Source organism: Fibrobacter sp. (assembly GCF_045131395.1).
In the GTDB taxonomy this organism is placed as follows: domain Bacteria; phylum Fibrobacterota; class Fibrobacteria; order Fibrobacterales; family Fibrobacteraceae; genus Fibrobacter.
Genome location: NZ_JBGUQY010000022.1, coordinates 1 through 19,303, shown reverse-complemented (window position 1 = coordinate 19,303; position 19,303 = coordinate 1). Strand labels below are relative to the sequence as shown.

17 protein-coding genes are annotated in these 19,303 nt (G+C 51.7%); 7 read left to right on the top strand and 10 right to left on the bottom strand.

What is annotated here, in order from left to right; genetic code table 11:
* The 9 genes from ACJMNB_RS05875 to ACJMNB_RS05835 all read right to left on the bottom strand — a co-directional run bounded on the left by ACJMNB_RS05875 (position 1) and on the right by ACJMNB_RS05835 (position 8,822).
* Positions 1–1,140, bottom strand: coding sequence for an NADH-quinone oxidoreductase subunit D (locus ACJMNB_RS05875; protein ID WP_405339921.1), 1,140 nt, complete (start codon positions 1,138–1,140; stop codon positions 1–3).
* Positions 1,140–2,399 (bottom strand): NADH-quinone oxidoreductase subunit NuoB, encoded by a 1,260-nt coding sequence (gene nuoB / locus ACJMNB_RS05870; RefSeq protein ID WP_405339918.1) that lies wholly within the window; start codon positions 2,397–2,399, stop codon positions 1,140–1,142. The genes ACJMNB_RS05875 and nuoB overlap by 1 nt, the downstream gene beginning before the upstream one ends.
* A gap of 4 nt (positions 2,400–2,403) precedes the next feature.
* Entirely contained in the window at positions 2,404–2,784 is a 381-nt protein-coding gene (locus ACJMNB_RS05865) for an NADH-quinone oxidoreductase subunit A (protein WP_405339915.1), read from the bottom strand.
* Positions 2,785–2,814: 30 nt separating this feature from the next.
* Complete coding sequence (locus tag ACJMNB_RS05860; protein ID WP_405339912.1) at positions 2,815–3,408, bottom strand: hypothetical protein; 594 nt, start codon at positions 3,406–3,408, stop codon at positions 2,815–2,817.
* Positions 3,405–5,504, bottom strand: a complete 2,100-nt coding sequence (locus ACJMNB_RS05855; RefSeq protein WP_405339909.1) for a RelA/SpoT family protein — start codon at positions 5,502–5,504, stop codon at positions 3,405–3,407. Before ACJMNB_RS05855 ends, ACJMNB_RS05860 begins: the two co-directional genes overlap by 4 nt.
* 432 nt (positions 5,505–5,936) lie before the next feature.
* Complete coding sequence (locus ACJMNB_RS05850) at positions 5,937–7,013, bottom strand: TIGR04133 family radical SAM/SPASM protein (RefSeq protein ID WP_405339906.1); 1,077 nt, start codon at positions 7,011–7,013, stop codon at positions 5,937–5,939.
* Between the two features lie 35 nt (positions 7,014–7,048).
* Positions 7,049–7,417 carry a hypothetical protein gene (locus tag ACJMNB_RS05845; RefSeq protein ID WP_405339903.1) on the bottom strand — a complete coding sequence of 123 codons (369 nt, stop codon included), beginning with the start codon at positions 7,415–7,417 and terminating at the stop codon, positions 7,049–7,051.
* Complete coding sequence (locus tag ACJMNB_RS05840; protein ID WP_405339900.1) at positions 7,414–8,142, bottom strand: hypothetical protein; 729 nt, start codon at positions 8,140–8,142, stop codon at positions 7,414–7,416. The genes ACJMNB_RS05845 and ACJMNB_RS05840 overlap by 4 nt, the downstream gene beginning before the upstream one ends.
* Positions 8,143–8,159: 17 nt before the next feature.
* Complete coding sequence (locus ACJMNB_RS05835; protein WP_405339897.1) at positions 8,160–8,822, bottom strand: hypothetical protein; 663 nt, start codon at positions 8,820–8,822, stop codon at positions 8,160–8,162.
* A 408-nt stretch (positions 8,823–9,230) separates the two neighbouring features.
* Here ACJMNB_RS05835 and ACJMNB_RS05830 point away from each other — a divergent pair, with 408 nt between their 5' ends.
* The 7 genes from ACJMNB_RS05830 (at position 9,231) to trpA (ending at position 18,702) form a co-directional block, all read left to right on the top strand.
* Positions 9,231–10,679: an anthranilate synthase component I family protein gene (locus tag ACJMNB_RS05830; RefSeq protein WP_405339894.1), complete on the top strand. Its 1,449-nt coding sequence runs from the start codon at positions 9,231–9,233 to the stop codon at positions 10,677–10,679.
* A gap of 1 nt (position 10,680) precedes the next feature.
* Positions 10,681–12,276: a bifunctional anthranilate synthase component II/anthranilate phosphoribosyltransferase gene (locus ACJMNB_RS05825; RefSeq protein ID WP_405339891.1), complete on the top strand. Its 1,596-nt coding sequence runs from the start codon at positions 10,681–10,683 to the stop codon at positions 12,274–12,276.
* 126 nt (positions 12,277–12,402) lie between these two features.
* On the top strand, positions 12,403–13,329 hold the full coding sequence (locus tag ACJMNB_RS05820) for a LysR family transcriptional regulator (RefSeq protein ID WP_405339889.1): 927 nt from the start codon (positions 12,403–12,405) through the stop codon (positions 13,327–13,329).
* A 108-nt stretch (positions 13,330–13,437) separates the two neighbouring features.
* Positions 13,438–14,625: a cytosine permease gene (locus ACJMNB_RS05815; protein WP_405339887.1), complete on the top strand. Its 1,188-nt coding sequence runs from the start codon at positions 13,438–13,440 to the stop codon at positions 14,623–14,625.
* Positions 14,626–14,644: 19 nt separating this feature from the next.
* The gene (locus tag ACJMNB_RS05810) at positions 14,645–16,156 is read left to right on the top strand and encodes a bifunctional indole-3-glycerol phosphate synthase/phosphoribosylanthranilate isomerase (RefSeq protein ID WP_405339885.1); all 1,512 of its coding nucleotides are present in this window, start codon (positions 14,645–14,647) and stop codon (positions 16,154–16,156) included.
* A gap of 516 nt (positions 16,157–16,672) precedes the next feature.
* Positions 16,673–17,944: a tryptophan synthase subunit beta gene (trpB, locus tag ACJMNB_RS05805; protein ID WP_405339883.1), complete on the top strand. Its 1,272-nt coding sequence runs from the start codon at positions 16,673–16,675 to the stop codon at positions 17,942–17,944.
* 5 nt (positions 17,945–17,949) lie between these two features.
* On the top strand, positions 17,950–18,702 hold the full coding sequence (trpA, locus tag ACJMNB_RS05800; protein WP_405339881.1) for a tryptophan synthase subunit alpha: 753 nt from the start codon (positions 17,950–17,952) through the stop codon (positions 18,700–18,702).
* Positions 18,703–18,756: 54 nt separating this feature from the next.
* Here the strand turns inward: trpA and ACJMNB_RS05795 are convergent, their stop codons facing one another.
* Positions 18,757–19,071 (bottom strand): YbjQ family protein, encoded by a 315-nt coding sequence (locus tag ACJMNB_RS05795; protein ID WP_405339879.1) that lies wholly within the window; start codon positions 19,069–19,071, stop codon positions 18,757–18,759.
* Positions 19,072–19,303: the final 232 nt, after the last annotated feature.

Here is a 19,303-nt window from a genome sequence, read left to right as displayed (position 1 = left end):
TTACCTGTCGATTTCAGGAATCACGGGGTCAAGGGTTGCCATAATTGTCACAAGGTCCGAAATCTTGTGCCCCTGGGCCATCTTGTTGAGGGCGGCGATATGGGGGAAGCTAGGACCGCGTGTGTGAATGCGGTACGGCTTTTCACCAGTGGTGGCTGCGACTACGTAAGTGGCGTAAAGTCCCTTGGCCGTTTCAATTTCGCTGTAGTAGCGACCCACGGGCAGGCGCACGGGCTTTTCTTTACTGCGCCACGGGCCATTTTTCGGGAATTTCTCGATGCACTGGTACAGGATTCGCATGGACTCGTGGATTTCGGCGATACGGACGGTGTAACGGTCGTAGCAGTCGCCGTTATAGGTCACGGGCACGTCGAATTGCAGCTGGTCGTAAATGCTGTAGGGGTTCGACTTGCGGACGTCGAAGTCGATGCCGCTGGCGCGAAGCACCGGGCCGGAGCATCCGTAAGCGATGGCGTCTTCGGCGGAAAGGATGCCGATGCCCTTGCTACGTTCCAGCACGATGACGTTTTTCGAAAGGAATCTTTCGTAATCGCTCATGGCGCCTTCCAGGTGCTTGAGGAATGCCTTCACGCGGTCGATAAAGTTTTCGGGAACATCGTAACGGCTGCCACCCGGTCTAAAGAAGTTGGTGGTCAGGCGCGATCCGGTGACTTCTTCCAGAATGTCATGGATCATTTCGCGTTCCTTGAAGCCGAACAGCAAGCAGGTTTGGCCGCCAAGGTCGCCGCCGAAGCAGCCGAAGAACACCAGGTGGCTTGCAATACGTCCCAGTTCCGAAAGCATGACGCGGATGTATTCGCCTTTTTCGGGAACGCCGATGTTCATGCCCTTTTCAAGAGCGATGACTACGCCCAGGTTGTTCTGGATGGCCGTCAAGTAGTCCTGACGGTCAGACATGGCAATGTACTGGAGGTAGCTCATGGATTCCGCTTGCTTTTCCATACCGCGGTGGATATAGCCAAAGTGAGGCACCACTTCCACGATGGTTTCACCGTCCATACGGAGGGCGAGACGGAGTGCACCGTGGGTACTGGGGTGCTGCGGACCCATGTTGATGAAAAATTCTTCGGTATTGGTATCGCGGGTAATCTTGAATCCCGGGGGAAGTCTCGTTGTCATTATACGGGCCTCCTGATGATTTCGGGATGGGTAAAGTCTTTACGCAAGGGGTAACCTACAAAGTCCTTGTCCAAGAAGATACGGCGCAGGTCGGGGTGACCTTCGAAGTCAATGCCGAACATGTCGTAGACTTCGCGTTCCTTGACTTCGGCACCCGGGTACAGGTGGCTGATGGTCGGAACCTTGCCGAGCAGCGATGTGGGACGCGCCTCTTCGGGTATGTCAAAGTTTTTCTTGATCTGCACGCAGAAGAAGATCTTGTGGCCTTTTTCGATGCTGCGGAGTTGCGTTACCATGTCAAAGTGGTCGTCGTAGTCGATGGCGGTCACGTCGATCAGGTAGTTCATCTTGAATTCAGGATCGTTCTTCACGTATTCCACGGCGGGCAGGTAGTCTTCCACATCGATCATCACTTCGAGCGGTCGGTCGGCCGGCATGGCTGCCACCACATCTTCGACGGGGTCTTCGCTGTGGGTATGCACGGTGATGTTCGGGAACTTGGCCTTGAGCTTCTTGTAGATGTCAAGCTGGCTTAAGCCAAAACGCTTGCAGGCGACGCGTTCCACTTCGGGGAAGTCTTCCTTCTTGACGCGCACGGGCTTAAAGCTGCTCTTGTAATCCGGATTTTCTTCCTTGAACTTGGCGCGGGCTTCGGCCATTTCCTCGTCCTTGATACGTTCGAGGGCCGCCCATGCCTTTGCGGCTTCGCGGTAGCGGTCCATGGTAGACACGTTGCGGATGTCGCCTTCGTGCCAGGGATCGCGGCAAGTTTCCTTAAGGATCTTTTCGCGGAGGGTCAAAAGTCCATGGAACAATGCTTCTGGACGGGGCGGGCAACCGGGAACGAATACGTCCACCGGAATCAGGTTCTGCGCCCCGCGCACCACAGCGTAGTTGTCATAAACAAAGGGGCCACCGCTGATGGTGCAGGCGCCCATGGCGAGCACGTACTTGGGACCAGGCATCTGCTCCCAAAGCATCTGGAGAGCGGGCGCCATACGGCGGGTAATGGTTCCTGCGATAATAAAAAGGTCCGCCTGGCGGGGCGAAGCGCGGAACACTTCGGAGCCAAAGCGGGCGATATCGTAGCGGGCCATGGAGCTGCTCATCATTTCGATGGCGCAACAGCTGGTACCATAAGTAAGGGGCCAAATAGAGTTGGCACGAGCCCAGTTGACAACGTAGTCAATCGCATTGACGACGTACTTTCCACCGGGTATCGGGTCTAAAATCTTAGGAGCGAGGTTAATTATTCCCATAGGGTTATTCCCACTTAAGGATTCCTTTTTTCCATGCGTAGGCAAGACCGGAAACCAGAATTGCCATGAAGATCACTAAGTCAATGACGACAATCGTAGGCGAGAGGGGAGAATTCCCTGCCATGATTTCCTTGAAGTTCGCCATAACGGGGAACAGGAAAAGGGCTTCGATGTCGAACACTAAGAACAGGAGTGCGAAAAGGTAGTAGCCTACCTTGAACTGGATTCGCGCGTTGCCGATGGTTTCCATGCCGCATTCGTAGGGCGCCATCTTGTTTTTGGTTTTCTTGGTGCGGTACCCCAGCAGAAGACCGGTAACGGTGGCCGCTGCCGCGATGAACGCGCCCAGGAAAAGGAATATGGATAGAATGATATACTCTGACATTTTCTGTGTCTCTTGTCTTGCGTCTCTCGTCTAGTAAAAGTTCTGCAGCTCCTGTACGGTTCCAAACAGGGTGTTGCCGATTTGGAATCGGTCCAGCACGTGCCGCAACAAGTCCTTGAATTCGTCCAGGGTGGCGGCGTTCATTTCGTTCAATTTCTCTTGAATGGCGTTCACGTAACCCGAGGCCACAGGCTTGGTCTTGAGGTCCTGCATTTCGCCGGCCCAGCGCTGCACCATTTGGTCCGTTTCAATTCGGGCAATCACGTAGCGCGTGGTAGAAAGCAGTTCCTGCAAAAAGTGAACCAAGAAGATTTCTTCTTGCAGAATACCCCAGCGCTTGTCCTTGGAATACATGGCCTTGTTTTCGGCCTTGCCATAGAAGATGGCTGCCTGGGCGTATTCCAGGCAGGTCATGATCAGTCTTTCGTAGCGCTTGATTTCTTTGCTCAGGTTCTGGAACCAGATGGTGTCCACCACGGGATTCTTTTCGGTCCGCTCGGCGACTTCGTTAGGGAAAATGGCCCTGAACGCATAGTACACTTCTTCGTAGTAGCGGTTGCGCATTCTGCAGTTGAAGGCGCGGTTCTTTAAAGTGTAGTCGCTGTGGTGGAGCTTTGAAATCATGATTTTACCACCTGCTTAACGCCAGCAATGTTCTTGATAGCGGTAATGATTGAATCTACTTGTTCTTTGCGGAACGCCTTGAACACCAGTTTGATTCGTCCTGAATAATGTTGGCTTGCCGCAGTGATTCTTTCCAGGAATACATTGGCCCGCTTGAGTTCCTGTAGCACATCGAAGGTCATGTTCTTGCGGTTTTCCGTTTCGATGGTCAGGTGGGTCTCGAAGGAATGCTTGATGTCTTCGCTCCATTCCACGGCAATGCGCTGTTCCATGGGCAGGTTTTTAAGCTGCGGACAGTCGGCATTGTGGACTTCGATACCGATCTTCGGGCGCAAGACGCCAACGACCGGATCGCCGGGAATCGGGCTACAGCACTTGGCAAAGTGGACCACCAAACTGGTCTCTTGGCCAATCTGCAGGGGCATCTCGTCTCTACGGTCGGCTTTCAGGTCCTTGTTGAACATGGGGAAGAACCGGAGGGAATTCGATTCCTTCTGCGTGGTTTCGCCATCGTTCAAGAAACGCTGGATGTCCGACAGGGGCAGTTCGCCCTGGCCCAGTCGTTCGTAGAAATCGTCCAGGGTGGGGGTGCCAAAGTACTTGCAAATAGACTCTTCGGAGGGACGCTTGTCCTTTTCGATTTTCTGGAGCCTGAGTTCGCGAATCCAAATTTCTTTACCCAGGTCAAGAGCCTGCTTCATGATGCTGGTTTTCATCCAGCGGCGCAGTTCCTGCTTGGCCTTGACGGTCTTGACCATATCCAGCCATTCGGGGCTGGGTTCCTGGTTCGGGCTCTTGAGCACCTGGATGGTGGCGCCATGTTCGATTACCGTGTCCAGATTGACCACTTCGTCGTTGATCTTGGCGCCAATGCAGTGCAGGCCCAGTTCGGTATGGACCGCAAATGCGAAGTCCAAGACAATGGAGCCTTGAGGCAGCTCCACGGAGGTTCCCTTGGGGGTAAATACGGTCATGCCCGAAGGTTTCAGGTCCACCTTCAAGAAATCAAGATACTCTTTGGAGTCGGAAATTTCCGATTGGAGCTTCACCATGTGGTTGAGCCATTCTAGCTCTTCGCCTTCGTGCTGGGTTTCCATCTTGTAGGCCCAGTGGGCGGCGAATCCCTTTTCGGCGGTGAGGTCCATGTCCTTGGTGCGGATCTGGACTTCCACCATCTTGTTTTCGGGACCGATCACGGTGGTGTGAATGCTCTGATAAAGGTTCGGCTTCGGGGTTGCGATATAGTCTTTAAAGCGACTTTGCAGGGGCGTCCACAGGTTGTGGACGTAGCCCAGGGCCAGGTAGCATTCGGGAATGGTGTCGACGATAATGCGTATGGCGAAAATGTCGAAGATGTCTTCGAACTGGCAACCGCGGCTGAGCATCTTGTTGTAGATGCTGTAAATGTTCTTGGTGCGGCCCTGGATGGTGCAGTCAAAATCTTCCAGCGCCATCTTGATTTGCAACGGTCCGATCACCGACTGGATATACTTCTCGCGGGATTCCTTGTTTTCGATAAGGAGATCCACCAGCTTCTGGTATTCGTCGGGGTTCACGTACTTGAAGCTCAAGTCTTCAAGTTCGTTTTTCAGCTTGTAGAGACCGAATCGGTGGGTAAGCGGAATGTAGATGTCCAGGGTTTCCTGGGCAATCAACTGCCTTTTTTCGGGTTTCATGTACCGCATGGTGCGCATGTTGTGGATGCGGTCTGCGATTTTGATCATGATGACCCGGGGGTCTTTTGCCATGGCCGTAATCAGTTTACGGTAGGTTTCCGCTTTTTGGGCCGTTTTGCTCGATTCTTGGGCAGCAGTAATTTTAGTGACGGCATCCACCATGAAGGCGGTGTCGTTTCCAAATTTTTCGGCTATTTCTTCGAGGGAATGGTCGGTATCTTCGACCACATCATGGAGTAACCCTGCCAAGACCGTAGATTGGTCCTGTTTGAGGTCGGCAAGGATTTTTGCCACTTCATAGGGGTGCTCGGTGTAGGGCATGCCGCTCTTGCGGTATTGACCCTCATGAGCCTCGGCTATAAAGGCAACAGCCTTTTCAAGAATCTCCCGGTCAAGGTTGGGATTCTTCTTTAAAAGCACATCTACAATGTGCGTTTGGTTCGATGTGAGGCTCGCTTGTAACATCACCCTAAATAATATCTAAAAAAAAGCTTCTTGGAATGACGATTCTTGCGAAATAAGCGAAAAATAAGGGTTTTTGCAGAACGTTTGTCTGTTGTTATTGCGAACAACACTTTGTTTTTCCCAACTATTTAATTCGGGCTTGCAAATACCTAATTTGCGACTAGGTAAAAACACCTAAGGCTAGAGCTTGGTTTGGAAATATTCTTGACTGCCCAGGGAGTTGTTTGGGGGAATCGGACAACTGCGGTCAAGGTTCTAGCCCCGGTAGTTTCTCTACCGGAAAAGCCGTGTCCAACTTGCGGGACACGGCTTTTTTATAGGTCATTCTCGCAAAAGCGAGAGTCCATACGTTTCATGCAGCACTAGATATACAGACGGAAGTCTGGATTATGCTCCTGCGTCTTCCAGGCGCTTTACATGGCAGTAGGCGAGTTCCTTGGTCTTCTCATCTCTGAGGTGGAGGCTGGAGCCTTCGCAGTAACGCCAGTACTTGCAGGTCTTGCAGTCGCCAATCTTGGCCCAGCTGCGGTCGCGCATGACTTGGTAACGCTTCTGCCAGACTTCCCATATGTCGTCCTTGTAGATGTTGCCTTGGATGTAGTCTCCGCGGAGGCTCGGGCAGGCAGAGATGCTGCCGTCGCAAAGCACAGAAGACACGTTCACGCCGGCGCGGCAGAAGAACGGGTAATTGCGGGCGTCTTTTTCGTAGCTGCCTAAGAAGCCTTCGCAGCCGTAATTCACGTTGATCACGTTCAGTTTCTTGACTTCGCGAATGAAGTCGAATACCTGTCGGAATTCCTGGTTCGTGAGCTGGAATAGCGGATTGTCCTTGGCGCGGCCCTTGGGGAACACGGTGGCGATTCTCCAGCGCTTCACGCCGATTTTCAGGAGCATGTCTAGAATTTTTGGCAGTTCCTTGAGGTTCTGGCGGTTCACGCAGGTCATCACATCGAAGGTCAGGCCTTCGGTGTGAGCGGCCATGTCAATGGCACGCAGCGCTCGCTCGAAGCTATGCGGGTCGCCGCGGAAATGGTTATGGCTTTCTTGCAGGCCGTCCAGGCTAATGGTAAGCGAGCGTAGACCTGCGTTCAGAAGTTTCACGAAACGTTCCGGCGTCATGGCGAGACCGTTGCTGACCATGCCCCAGGGGTAGCCGCGTTTCTTGATTTCTTGGCCACATTCTTCAAGGTCGGGGCGCATCAAAGGTTCGCCTCCGGTAATCACCACAATGAAGTGTTTCGGGTCGATGTGCGGGGCCAGTTTGTCCAGTGCTCCCATAAAATCTTCGCGGGGCATGTCGGGAATAGCGTCTTTTACGCAGTCGCTACCGCAGTGTAAACAGTGCAAATTGCAACGCAGGGTGCATTCCCAGAAAAAGTAAGTAAGCGGATGTGCCTTGATTTCGTTATGACGGTAAAGGCGGTAAGCTTCGAGAGCGAGTTTCTTTTTGAGAGAGAGCTTCATAAAAAATGTGAAGTGTGAGGTGTGAAGTGTGAAATTTAGTGAATGCGTTCGCTTTCAACGTAGTATTTTGATTTGAATTCGTCTTCCGTGATTGAAAAGTCTTTGTCTTGCTTGTCGGAGCAATTTAGAACGGTATCACCTTCATTAGCCCAACAAGTCACATTGTCTTCGCATTGATAATATCTGGAACATGTTGGTGCTGGAATGAAGGTACAGTTCTGACCGTTATCGTCTCCGTAAAAGCCGTCATCGCAAGAATAACCGGCGACGCCGTATTCGGGACAGATTTGCTCCAAATCGCAGGCAATCAGTTCCTTGCTGTCGCTTGACGAATCGTCGCTGCAACCGTTCCAGAATAAGGCGAACAGGCTAAAAAGAATTTTTTTCCAATGCTTGTGAATCATTTGTCGATCTCGTCGTTAGAGCTGTTCAGACACTTGTTAATCCGCTGTTCGATTTCCTTCAGCTTGTCTTCATAAGTTTTCTGGAGTTCTTCTTCTAGCGCGGATTTGTTCGCTTCCCACTCTTCCTTCATCTTCAGGAACTTGGCGTATTCTTCGCTAGGTTGGATGGTCCCGTCTTCGCAAGACTCCACCGCGTTCATGATGATGGTCGGGGCACCGTAAAGGGCTACGAAACGGTCTAGTTCCGAGCGTAGATCTTCGAGGCATTTGGGTGTTTCTGCCAATGTCTGCTTGATGGAGTCGATAATATCAACGGCTGCGTGCTTGGCCGCTTCCTCTTTCCACATTTTTGCTATGTCGACGCTGTAATCTTCAGAGAAATAAGTGACCGAGGAATCCATGGGCACGCATCCAATAACCCCATAAAGAGGAACGTCTGGGAATTCGCTGCTGGAGCTTGGTTCTTCGGCAATGCTGGAGCTGGATTTTACTTCTTTGGAAGAGCTAGAATTCTTGGCTTCGGAAGAGCTGGAATTTATTTTTTCAGAAGAACTTGAACCCTGAGCCAGGTCTACACTGGAACTGGACACCGGGTTTTCGATGGGACTGCTGTAATTGGGGTCGGGACCATAAAGGCATACGGCCGAAGATGCAGAATCGTCACAGCTGGCCCAGAATAGGGCGGTTAGTGAAAGTGCGATTTTTTTCCAGTGCTTGTAGAACATGTTCTCCTTCCTCTTTGTTATTCCTTGTCGTCGTTGCAGGTGCCGTCAAAGACGCAGGGCGGACCGTAAAGGGCCGGTTGCATTTCTCCTTGGAATGAGGAATCCTGTTCCTCTATGATCATCTTTTGGTAACGGGCGTGAAATTCGGCTTCGTTGTAGGTCTTGCCGTCGCATTCGTAGGTGTTTTCAGAAATCTGTACCACGCCGTAATCGGGGCAGATTTCGTCACTGCAGGGGAGGCTGCCCCAGTGTTCTTCCGATACTTGCTTGCAGATGGCTCCGTCTTCGCAGGTCATTGTTTTCTCGCCTGGCTTTTGGATACAGGCGATTTTATCAGGAACTCCGTAGGCCGGCATGACTTCTGTAAAGCTGCTTGAAGATTCTTCTGCGCTGGAAGAGCTAACGAATTTTTCGTATTCAACACCGTATAGCGGCATTACTTTGTTGAAATCTTCGCTACTGGAAACAGGCTTTTGTTCTTCGGAAGAACTAGAAGTTTCTGTTGCGCTGCTCGAAATATTGCCTTCGGTGCCAGAACTGGACTCCGGGTTTTCGGTGGCGCTGCTGTAATTGGGGTCGGGACCATAAAGGCATACGGCCGACGAGGCAGAGTCGTCACAGCCTGCCCAGAAGTATCCGGTTAGGGCAAGAGCAATCTTTTTCCAATGTTTGTAGAACATACTGTTCTCCTGGCTTGATTCCTTATACGATCGGAATATATATAAATGATTATAACCCTGCAACGGAGGGGCAAAATAGTGTGATAACAGGGGGATGTTTTTTGTCTTTTTGGGCTGTTTTTTTCAAATTTTTTACGAAAATTATAGGAATACCCCTTGCCAGCCGGAATTTCGTTTGATATTTTTGGTGGCATGATGAACTTTGTGACATGTGCAACCCTGAACCGTCGTTGGTGGCGCGGACTCTAACATAGAGCCCGGTATTTGTCGCAAATCACCCAAGATTTTAAAGCAAAGGCTTCCGGACTCACGGAGGCCTTTCTTTTTTACTCACGAAAATCCTCCGGGAACAAAAAAGCCTTTGTGGAACCAAAAAGGCAAAAGAGTTTTAAACTAGAGGATTAAAAAATGAGTAACAACACTAGACACATTACCGAAACCCAGGGCTACGAGCCGCGCACAGATAGCATCTATGTGGCGCTCCCGGGTGAACGTTACACCCCGTTTTCGCTGGGCAAGAAGCTTGGTGCGAAGGCTATCTTCGAATCGGCTTCGTTCGCCCATGGCCGCAGCCGTTATTCTACCTTGATGGTGGATGAAGGTTTCCGTCTGCGCCAGAACGACAAGGATGTGAGCATCGTTGTCGATGGCAAGGAAAGTGTGTTCCTTAAAGAAGGTGAAGGCGATATTCTCGACGCCCTCATGTTGATTTCCGCCGAAAACACGGTGCCGCCTAACCAGATTCCGATTCCGTCTTCGGGCGTGGGCTACCTGGGCTATGAATTCTGCGCCCGTTGTGATACCATTCGCCTTGCTCCGCAGGTGGACGAGCTGAACATTCCCGAAGCTGAATTCTTGGTGGGCCACATCTACATCGTGTTCGACCACTTTACCGAAAAACTCCACCTGTTCGCCCTGAACTACGAAGAACACCAGATCGATTTGAAGGCTGCCATTGAACGCGTCAAGGCTCGCCTCGCAGACTTGGACTTCAGCTACCTTGCTCCTGAAAGGCAGTACAGCAAGGGCATCACCATGACCGACCTGGAACAATCCCGCAAGGAATATGTGGAAAAGGTGGAAGCCCTGCAGAAGCACATCGTCGCCGGCAACATTGTGCAGGCCGTTCCTTCTCGCCGCATCCAGTTTGCAAGTGATATCGAAGCCCTCGACATTTACCGTCGCCTCCGTACGGTGAACCCATCTCCGTACATGTTCTTCCTGGATTACGGTACCCACCAGTTTATCGGTGCATCGCCGGAAAGTTTGGTCCGCGTGCGTGATGGTATCGCCACCATCCACCCGATTGCAGGTACCCGCCGCCGCGGTAAGGATGACGCCGAAGACGAAGCCTTGATGAAGAACCTTAAGGGCGATCCGAAGGAACGTGCCGAACACTTGATGCTGGTGGACCTGGCCCGTAACGACCTTGGCCGCGTCTGCGAAGCCGGTACGGTGGAAACCACCAAGTACATGGAGTGCGAAAAGTTCAGCCACGTGATTCACCTGGTCTCTGATGTGCAGGGCCGTGTGGCAAAGAGCAAGAAGGCTATCGAAGTGCTGCGTTCCAGCTTCCCAGCCGGTACCGTGAGCGGTGCGCCGAAGATCAGCGCCATCGAAATCCTCTCCGGTCTCGAAAAGGTCAAGCGCCGCTTCTACGCGGGTGCCGTGGGTTACATGGAATCCGATGGTGACCTGGATTTCTGTATTGCTATCCGTTGCTGCCTCAAGCAGGGCAAGACCATTAGCCTGCAGGCCGGTGGTGGCATTGTGGCCGCCTCTAACGCCGACCGCGAATTCGAAGAAACGAACGAAAAATTGGGTGCTGTCCGCGCCGTGCTCGAAGGAGAAAATTAAGATGATCGTCATTATTGATAACTACGATTCCTTTACTTACAATGTCTATCAGGCCATTGCCAAGATTACTACTGAAGAAATCCGCGTGCTCCGTAGCCGCGAATGCACCATTGCTGACATCGAAAAACTGAATCCGAGCCGCCTCATTGTGAGCCCGGGTCCGGGCCGCCCTGAAGATGCTGGCGTCTCTGTGGAAGCCATCAAGCATTTTGCCGGCAAGCTCCCGATTCTCGGCGTTTGCCTCGGTCACCAGGCTATCGGTTATGCCTTCGGTGCAAAGATTGTGCAGGCCAAGTTCATCAAGCACGGCATCGCCGAAGAAATCGACTTGGATGGCAAGGGACTTTTCCGCACCATCGGCAAGAAGAACATCTTCACCCGTTACCATAGCTTGGTCATCGATGAATCCACGCTCTCTTCTGATTTCGAAGTGACCGCCCGCGCTACCGACGGCGACATCATGGGTATCCGTCACAAGACTTTGCCCATTGAAGGCGTGCAGTTCCACCCGGAATCTATCGCCAGCGGCCGTGCCGACGAATTCTTCAAGGCGTTCCTCAACTACCGTCGCGAACCGCTGGATGTCCGTGGCATCTTGAACACGCTTACCGCAGGCCAGGACCTGAGCCGCGAAACGGCTGAAATGTTCATGGAAGACTTGACCGACGGTATCATGGATGAACGCCAGATGGCTGCAATCCTTACCGCTCTTTCCAGCAAGGGGCCTGTTGCCGAAGAAATCGCTGGTTGCGCCAAGGTGCTTAGCAGTAAGAAGCGCAAGTTCCCCTACAGCGGTGACGAGCTCACCGATATCGTGGGTACCGGTGGCGATGGCAAGGGTAGCTTCAATGTGAGCTCTCTCTCTGGCCTTATCGCCGCCAGCTGTGGCGCCAAGATTGCCAAGCACGGCAACCGCGCTGTTTCCAGTAAGTCCGGTGCCGCTGACTTCTATACAGCAGCCGGCTTCAAGTTGGATATGACTCCGGACAAGGCCGCCAGCGTTATCGACAAGACGAACTTTGTGTTCCTTATGGCTCCGGTCTACCACAGCGCCATGCGCTTTGCCGGCCCGGTTCGCGGTGCCCTCGGCGTGAAGACCATCATGAACCTGCTCGGCCCCCTCACGAACCCGGCCGAAGCCAAGTACCTCATGCTCGGCGTTTATAGCAAGGCAATTCTCGAACCGTTCACCAAGGCTGCAAAGTCCCTCGGCGCCAAGCGCGTGATGGTCGCCATCTCTGACGACGGTTACGACGAAATTTCTCCCTGCGTCCCGACGACCGTTGCCGAAATCTTGGAAGATGGCGAATATCGCGAATACCGCATCGATCCGAAGGACTTCGGCGTCCCTGCCGTGGACCCCGAAGATCTCGCTGGCGGTACTGGTGTCGATAACTTCAACCTCGCTCTTGACGTTTTGAACGGCAAGGGTCGCCCGGGCATCAAGTACGCTTGCGCCCTGAACGCTGGCGCCGCTCTCTACATCAGTAAGCAGGCCGCAAGCCTCAAGGAAGGCTTCGACAAGGCCATCAAGGCGATGGAAGACGGCTCGGTCCTCAAGAAGATTGAAGAAGTCAAGGTTGCAACGAACTCGTAAATTCATGAGTAGGTGAGTTGGTAGGGGGCTTAATAGCCCCTTGCCAACTCAATAGTTTTTATCTATATTACATTCCTATCAAACAACTAGGAAAAAAGAAACCAAATAACCAGGAGGCCGAAAAACATGACTCTACAACAATTACGTTATGCCATCGGCATTGCAGAAACTGGCTCTTTCAATAAGGCCGCCGAAAAGCTTTATATTTCGCAGCCGTCGCTTACGGCCGCCATTAAAGATCTGGAAGACGAATTGAATATTCTCATATTCAACCGCACCAGTCGCGGCGTCAAGCTTACTAACGAAGGCGAAGAATTCATTTCGTACGCCCGCGAACTTTACCATCACTACGAAACGGTGTTGGACAAGTATGGCAAAATCGGCAAGCGCAAAAAGAAGTTCGGCGTCTCGACGCAGCACTATTCCTTTGCGGTTAAGAGCTTTGTGGAAACCGTCAAGCTTTTCGATACCGATAAGTACGAATTCGCTATCCGCGAGACTCGCACCAAGGAAGTCATCGAAGATGTGGCTTCTTTCAAGAGTGATATCGGCATTCTTTACCTGAGCGATTTCAATCGCAAGATTATTACGAATTTGCTGAACGCCCGTGACCTCGCTTTCCATAAGCTCATCGACTGCAAGGCTTATGTATACTTGTGGAAGGGCCACCCCTTGGCAAACAACAAGTTCATAACTCTCGATGAACTTGCGGAATACCCTTGCCTTTCTTTTGAACAGGGTGATAACAGTTCCTTCTATTTCGCAGAAGAAATCTTGAGTACTAACGAATATAAGCGTACCATCAAGGCAAACGATCGCGCAACAATGTTGAATTTGATGGTGGGCCTGAATGGTTACACTCTGTGCTCGGGCATTATTTGCGAAGAGTTAAACGGTTCCGATTTCTTGGCCGTGCCTTTCAAGGACAAAAGTGAAGAATCTCGCCGCGTTATGGAAATTGGCTATATCGCCAAACGCAATATGTTGCTTGGTTTGGTAGGGGAGCGCTATGTGGAAGAGTTACAACGTTACCTTGCTACCTGCAAGTCGTAGTAATAACTTTTTCCTATAATGAAATATCGGGAAACAGTATGAGTCCACGCCTTGCGTATAGGCGTGGGCTTTTCTATTTTTGCGCCGTCTTTTAACAGGAGGCGTTAAATGGAAAAACGTACAAGTCTTTTAACGAATGGTGTCATTTGGTTCGGTGTCGCAATCTCGGTTTCCGAAATTGAAGCAGGTATTGAAATCGGTGCGGCGTCTTCGTTAGATACTGTTTGGCTTCCGTTGATTTTGGGCCATGTACTTGGCGGCATTTTGCTGTTCTTTGTGGGCCTTATCGGTGCACGCGTTCGCTTGAATGCCATGGAAACCACACAGTCGGTTTACGGTACTTATGGCTCCAAGTTTTTTGCATCGCTGAACTTGTTCCAGTTGGTGGCTTGGATTGCCGTGTTGAATGCCCAAGGCGCTTCTGTTTTGGCGGGTCTCAATCTTCCCATCTCTTTCCCGCTTACTTGCGTGCTCTTGGCGGTGCTGATTGCCATTTGGGTCTTTGTGGGACTCCGTCGTTTTGCCAAGGTCACGACTTTTGTGATGGCCGTGCTTACGGTGCTTTTGATTGCGTTGACGGTGAAACTGTTCGGCGTGGAATCTTCTGTCGCGCCCGCTGCAGAACATGCGCTTAGCTTCTGGAATATCTTTGAAATTTCGATGGCTTTGCCCCTTTCCTGGTTGCCGGTGATTTCGGATTATACTAAGGATGTGGAAAAGCCCACGCGCGCTACGGCAGTTTCTGCCATTGCATATTCTGTTGCCAGTTTCTGGATGTACTTTATCGGTTTGCAGATTGCTGGTGCCGGAGTCGGTAACGATATTGCCCGCGCCATTTTGCTTGCTGGTCTTGGAATCCCCGGAATTATTATCGTCGTGCTTTCGACTGTGACCACGAACTTCTTGGCTGCCAATTCCGCTGGTGAATCGGCAAAGGCAATTGTCCATAAGCTCAATCCCAAGATTACGGGCGTGGTGGTGAGCGGTATCAGCGCTGTCCTCGCTATTTCTGGAATTATGGATCATTACATCGGATTCCTTTATTTAATTGCTTCGGTGTTTGCGCCTATGGCTGCAGTGCTCTTGGTTTCGTTTTTCTTGGCGAAAGAACACCAGGTGGGTCACAAGTACTGGATTTTGAATTTATTCGCATGGCTGGTGGGCTTTGCCGTTTATCAGGTCACCTCTCATTTGGACTCGGTATTCCTCGGCCCCACGCTTCTTTCTATCCTCGCTTCGGCTGTAATTTCCTATCTTTTCTCTAAGACGCTGACAAAAGCGCATAAAACTGCATAAAAGCGCCTAGGGAAATTTAATGAGCGAAGACATTTTAGCGAAAATCGTACGCATGCGCCGCGAGGATATCGAGCGGCTTGGCTTGAATTTTGGAATTGAAATTCCTGAAAAACGCCAGGTGGGCCATACAGAATTCCTCGGTAATGCGGGTGCGATTCTCGAAGTCAAGCGAGCATCGCCTTCGAAGGGCGACATTGCTCCGGATCTTGATCCGGTGGGGCTTGCAACGACTTACGCTGAAGCTCATGCTCAAGCGGTTTCGGTTCTTACCGAAGGCAATTTCTTCAAAGGTTCGCTTCGCGATTTGATTGCCGTTGCGAATCTGATGGATTCCCGCCGCAAGCAGGGCTTGCATGCCTGCGCGGTGCTTCGCAAAGATTTCCTTTTGTTCGAAGATGAAATTGATATCGCTTACCGTTGCGGTGCCGATGCTGTGCTCCTGATTGCCCGCATTCTGGATGATGCCCAACTGGTAAAGATGGCAAAGCGTGCCCAGAGTTTTGATATGCAGGCCTTTGTGGAAGTCCGCGAAACCGATGACCTGCGCAAGCTGAAGCTGGTGACCGAAGCATTGGGTGATGCCGCTGCCAAGACGGTGGTGGCGGGCGTCAATTCTCGTGACCTTGCTACCTTCCATACGGACCCCTTGGTTCCCGCGTCTATTCGTAGCAAACTCCCGGCGAAGGCTGTTTTTGAATCTGGCATTCACAGTGGTGCCGATGCGGCCTATGCTCGCAGCCTCGGTTTTACGGGCATTCTCGTGGGCGAAGCAGTTGCCAAGAATCCGCCCCTTGCAAAAGAGGTGGTGGGCTCCTTTGAAAACGGAAGCGAAAATGCAAAGGGCAAGTTCTGGAAGAATTATGCTGAGCGTCGTGCCTCTTTGCCCATGGTGAAAATCTGCGGCATTACCCGTGAAGAAGACGGCTTGCTCGCCGCCGAACTGGGTGCCGACATGCTGGGCTTCGTGTTCAGCACCACCAGGCGCCTGACCACTGAAGAATTTGTACGGAACTTTGCTGCAAAACTGCGTCAAAATGGATCGCCACGTCTCTCTGAGGCTCGCGATGACGTTCCTCTCCTTGTTGGAGTCATTACGGATCCTGAATCGGTTGAAGGCAAGACCGCTATCAAGCTTGCCCGCGAAGGTGTTCTTGATGCAGTCCAGTTCCATGGTGTAGTGCCTGGAGCCGAATACAGCGACTTGCCGCATTACTGCGCCGCCCGCGTGGGTGAAGAATCGGATTTCGACAAGGTGGCTGCTCTCCGCAAGAGTGGTGAACCTCGTATTCTTTTGGATGCCAAGGTCGAAGGGATTCCTGGCGGCACGGGCAAGCAGATTCCCGAAAGCCTGCTTCGCGAAAAAGCGGGGGATATCCCTCTCTGGCTTGCAGGCGGAATCAACCCTGAAAATGTGGCGGGGATTGTGTCCAAGTTCAGCCCCGAACTGGTCGATGTCTCTAGCGGCGTTGAAGATGCTCCGGGCATCAAGAATGCCGACAAGCTCAAAGCGCTATTTGCTGCCCTTTCGTAAAATACTCCAAATGGCCAAATTTAGGCCTTTTTGTACAAATTATGAAAGAAAAATTTACAAAAATATCGTTCTAACCTATTGACAATCAATGAGTTAGTAAGTATATTATAAACATAAAGATGAAATTGGCAATCCGCTTTGACGCTAGCGCCGCTATCGACGAGGTTCTCAAAGAAGGGATTAAGGCATTGCCATTTCATCAAGTGTTTACGTGAGACCTTCGAATGCGACGAAGGTCTCCTTTTTTATATCTGGAAATCGCTGGGTCAAGGTTTTACACTTTCTGGAAACCATCCTGTTTTCTTTATTTTTATCCGGTCTACCCCTTGCCATAGAAAAAAGACATTCCTAAATTAGGGCACATGAAGATGAATAAGGCAATTCGTTTCAACCGTTGGTGGTGGGGCTCTAAGAAATAGAGTCCGTTTTGCCGATTTCATCAAGTGTTTATAAAAAGGCTTTCGGACTCCCGAAGGCCTTTAATTTTTTGCTTTTAACCACTAACCCCTAACTCCTATGATCACTTCTAACAACGGTTTCTTTGACAAGTTCGGCGGCAAGTATGTTGCCGAAATCATCCGTCGCCCGCTCGATGACCTCGAAGAGGCGTTCAACAAGTACATCCATGATCCGGAATTCCTCGAAGAACTCCGTATCATCCAGCGCGATTACATTGGCCGCGAAACGCCGTTGTATTACGCTCCGACGGCAACGGAACTGTTGGGTGGCGCTCAGATCTACATCAAGCTCGAAGGCCTCGCCAATACGGGCGCACACAAGATCAACAACGCTATCGGTCAGTGCCTTTTGGCTAAGAAGATGGGCAAGACCCGCATTATCGCCGAAACGGGTGCCGGCCAGCACGGCCTTGCAACGGCCGCTGCCTGCGCAAAGCTGGGTCTCGAATGCGTGGTGTACATGGGCGAAGTGGACGTACGCCGTCAGCAGCCGAATGTGGCTACCATGGAAATGTATGGCGCAAAGGTCGTGCCGGTTACCAGCGGTGCCCGCACCCTTAAGGATGCCGTGAACGAAGCCATGCGCGACTGGGCTACGAATTTCAAGAACACCCACTATGTGCTGGGTTCCGCTCTCGGCCCGGCTCCGTTCCCGGATATCGTTCGTACCTTCCAGTCTATCATTGGCGAAGAAGTCAAGCGCCAGGCTGCCGAACGTAATATTGACATCGCAGCCGTTGTCGCTTGCGTGGGTGGCGGTAGTAATTCCATCGGCGTGTTCACGCCGTTTATCGAAGACAAGAACGTGCGCTTGATCGGTGCCGAAGCCGGTGGCATCGGCCCGAACAAGGGTGAAAACGCTGCCCGCATGACGGGCAACGCCAGCCGCGAAGGCATTCTGCAGGGCTACAAGAGCCGCTTCCTCATTGACGAAGACGGTCAGTCGCTGCCGACTCGTTCCATCTCGGCAGGCCTTGACTACATGGGAATCGGCCCGCAGCTCGCCGCCCTCGGCGAATCTGGCCGCGTCGAATTCACCGCCATTCTCGACAAGGAAGCTCTGGAAGCGGTGAAGTTCTTCGCCCGCAACGAAGGCATTCTCTTCGCCCTCGAAAGTGCCCACGCCGGTGCCGCCGCCATGAAGATCGCGAAGGAACTCCCGAAGGACAAGGCTCTCATTATCAATATGAGTGGCCGCGGCGACAAGGACATCTTTATCACCAGCCCGGTGTTCCGCCCTGAAAAGTGGAAGGACTTCTTGAAGGCCGAACTCAAGCGCCTCGACAACAACGAAGATATTCACGACGCGGAAATCATGACAAGGAAGTAATCACTATGAATTTAATGTCTCATCTCATTGCCGGATTCCCGGACGCAGAAACTTCTATTGCTATCGCCGATGCCCTTGTGAAGGGTGGTGCCACCATTCTCGAAATCCAGCTCCCGTTCAGCGACCCGAGCGCCGACGGTCCGGCTATTCAGACGGCATCGACTATTGCTCTCGACAACGGCTACTCCACCAAGCAGGGTCTTGAAATCGTGAAGAAGATTCACGAACGTCACCCGGAAACGCCCATCTACATTATGACCTACGGCTCCCTGGCCTTTACGCCGGGTGTGGAAAACTTCGTGAAGATGTGCAAGGACGCTGGCGTTTCTGCCTGCATCATTCCGGACTTGCCCTTCGATGGTGACGAAGGCCTGACGGCCGCTTGCAAGAAGCATGGTCTCGAAAACATCCCCGTGGCTGCTCCGAGCATGACCAAGGAACGTCTCGAAAAGATGGCTTCTGCCGGCTACAAGTACATCTACGCGGCTCTCCGCGCAGGTACCACCGGTAGCGAAACGATTATCGAACAGTCTACCCTCGACTTTATCGACACGGTCGGTAAGGGCGGTGCCAAGGTGCTGGGCGGTTTCGGTATTCGTAACGGCGAACAGTCCAAGGTGCTCAGCAAGCATGTGTACGCTGTGGTTGCGGGCTCGGTGTTCGTGAACATAGTGCTTAACAACGAAGATTACGCCGAAGGCCGCAAAAAAGCCATCGCCGAAATCGAGGCGAAGGCTAAGGAAATTTCGGGAAATTAATTTTATTTTCTCTGAGAGAGAAAGCCGGTGGATTGATTCCATCGGCTTTTTGTTTTACTTCTTGAATTTGACGGCGGTTCCGTAGGCGATGATTTCGGCGGAGCCTGCCATGACCGAGGCCGTTGCAAAGCGAACGTTCACGATGGCGTCGGCGCCGATGATTCCGGCTTGGTTTTCCATACGTTCAATGGCGATGTTACGGGCGTCGTTTAGCATTTCGGTGTAGCCGGCAATTTCGCCACCCACAAGCGTCTTGAGGCCTGCAAACACGTCGCGGACAACGTTCTTGCTAAAGACCACGCTGCCTCGGACCATCTGAAGGGTTTCGATTTCTTTTCCGGTGATAAAGTCTGTTGTGTAGAGCTTCATATTATTCTCCTGTTTGTATACCTAAATATAAAATCCCTCAGGGCGAATGGCGTGCTTTTTGTCAGCTTGAATAAATACTTTGTCGGAAAATAAGGCTCTAAATAAAAAAAGGCTAACCTTTTACGGCTAGCCTGAATAAAGAATAGAGTCGAGCGGTCTTACCGTGAACAACAAACGCCTCGTATTAACGAGGCGTGGTTGTGAGAGCGAGGCGATATCACATTCTTATTTA

Bases quoted from the DNA above. Each gene is read 5' to 3' on its own strand.
- ACJMNB_RS05825 (WP_405339891.1), top strand. From the start codon at position 10,681: ATGATCGTCATTATTGATAACTACGATTCCTTTACTTACAATGTCTAT.
- ACJMNB_RS05850 (WP_405339906.1), bottom strand. From the start codon at position 7,013: ATGAAGCTCTCTCTCAAAAAGAAACTCGCTCTCGAAGCTTACCGCCTT.
- ACJMNB_RS05840 (WP_405339900.1), bottom strand. From the start codon at position 8,142: ATGTTCTACAAGCACTGGAAAAAAATCGCACTTTCACTAACCGCCCTA.
- ACJMNB_RS05815 (WP_405339887.1), top strand. From the start codon at position 13,438: ATGGAAAAACGTACAAGTCTTTTAACGAATGGTGTCATTTGGTTCGGT.
- trpA (WP_405339881.1), top strand. From the start codon at position 17,950: ATGAATTTAATGTCTCATCTCATTGCCGGATTCCCGGACGCAGAAACT.
- ACJMNB_RS05795 (WP_405339879.1), bottom strand. From the start codon at position 19,071: ATGAAGCTCTACACAACAGACTTTATCACCGGAAAAGAAATCGAAACC.
- ACJMNB_RS05860 (WP_405339912.1), bottom strand. From the start codon at position 3,408: ATGATTTCAAAGCTCCACCACAGCGACTACACTTTAAAGAACCGCGCC.
- ACJMNB_RS05835 (WP_405339897.1), bottom strand. From the start codon at position 8,822: ATGTTCTACAAACATTGGAAAAAGATTGCTCTTGCCCTAACCGGATAC.
- ACJMNB_RS05875 (WP_405339921.1), bottom strand. From the start codon at position 1,140: ATGACAACGAGACTTCCCCCGGGATTCAAGATTACCCGCGATACCAAT.
- ACJMNB_RS05810 (WP_405339885.1), top strand. From the start codon at position 14,645: ATGAGCGAAGACATTTTAGCGAAAATCGTACGCATGCGCCGCGAGGAT.
- ACJMNB_RS05820 (WP_405339889.1), top strand. From the start codon at position 12,403: ATGACTCTACAACAATTACGTTATGCCATCGGCATTGCAGAAACTGGC.
- ACJMNB_RS05845 (WP_405339903.1), bottom strand. From the start codon at position 7,417: ATGATTCACAAGCATTGGAAAAAAATTCTTTTTAGCCTGTTCGCCTTA.
- nuoB (WP_405339918.1), bottom strand. From the start codon at position 2,399: ATGGGAATAATTAACCTCGCTCCTAAGATTTTAGACCCGATACCCGGT.
- trpB (WP_405339883.1), top strand. From the start codon at position 16,673: ATGATCACTTCTAACAACGGTTTCTTTGACAAGTTCGGCGGCAAGTAT.
- ACJMNB_RS05830 (WP_405339894.1), top strand. From the start codon at position 9,231: ATGAGTAACAACACTAGACACATTACCGAAACCCAGGGCTACGAGCCG.
- ACJMNB_RS05865 (WP_405339915.1), bottom strand. From the start codon at position 2,784: ATGTCAGAGTATATCATTCTATCCATATTCCTTTTCCTGGGCGCGTTC.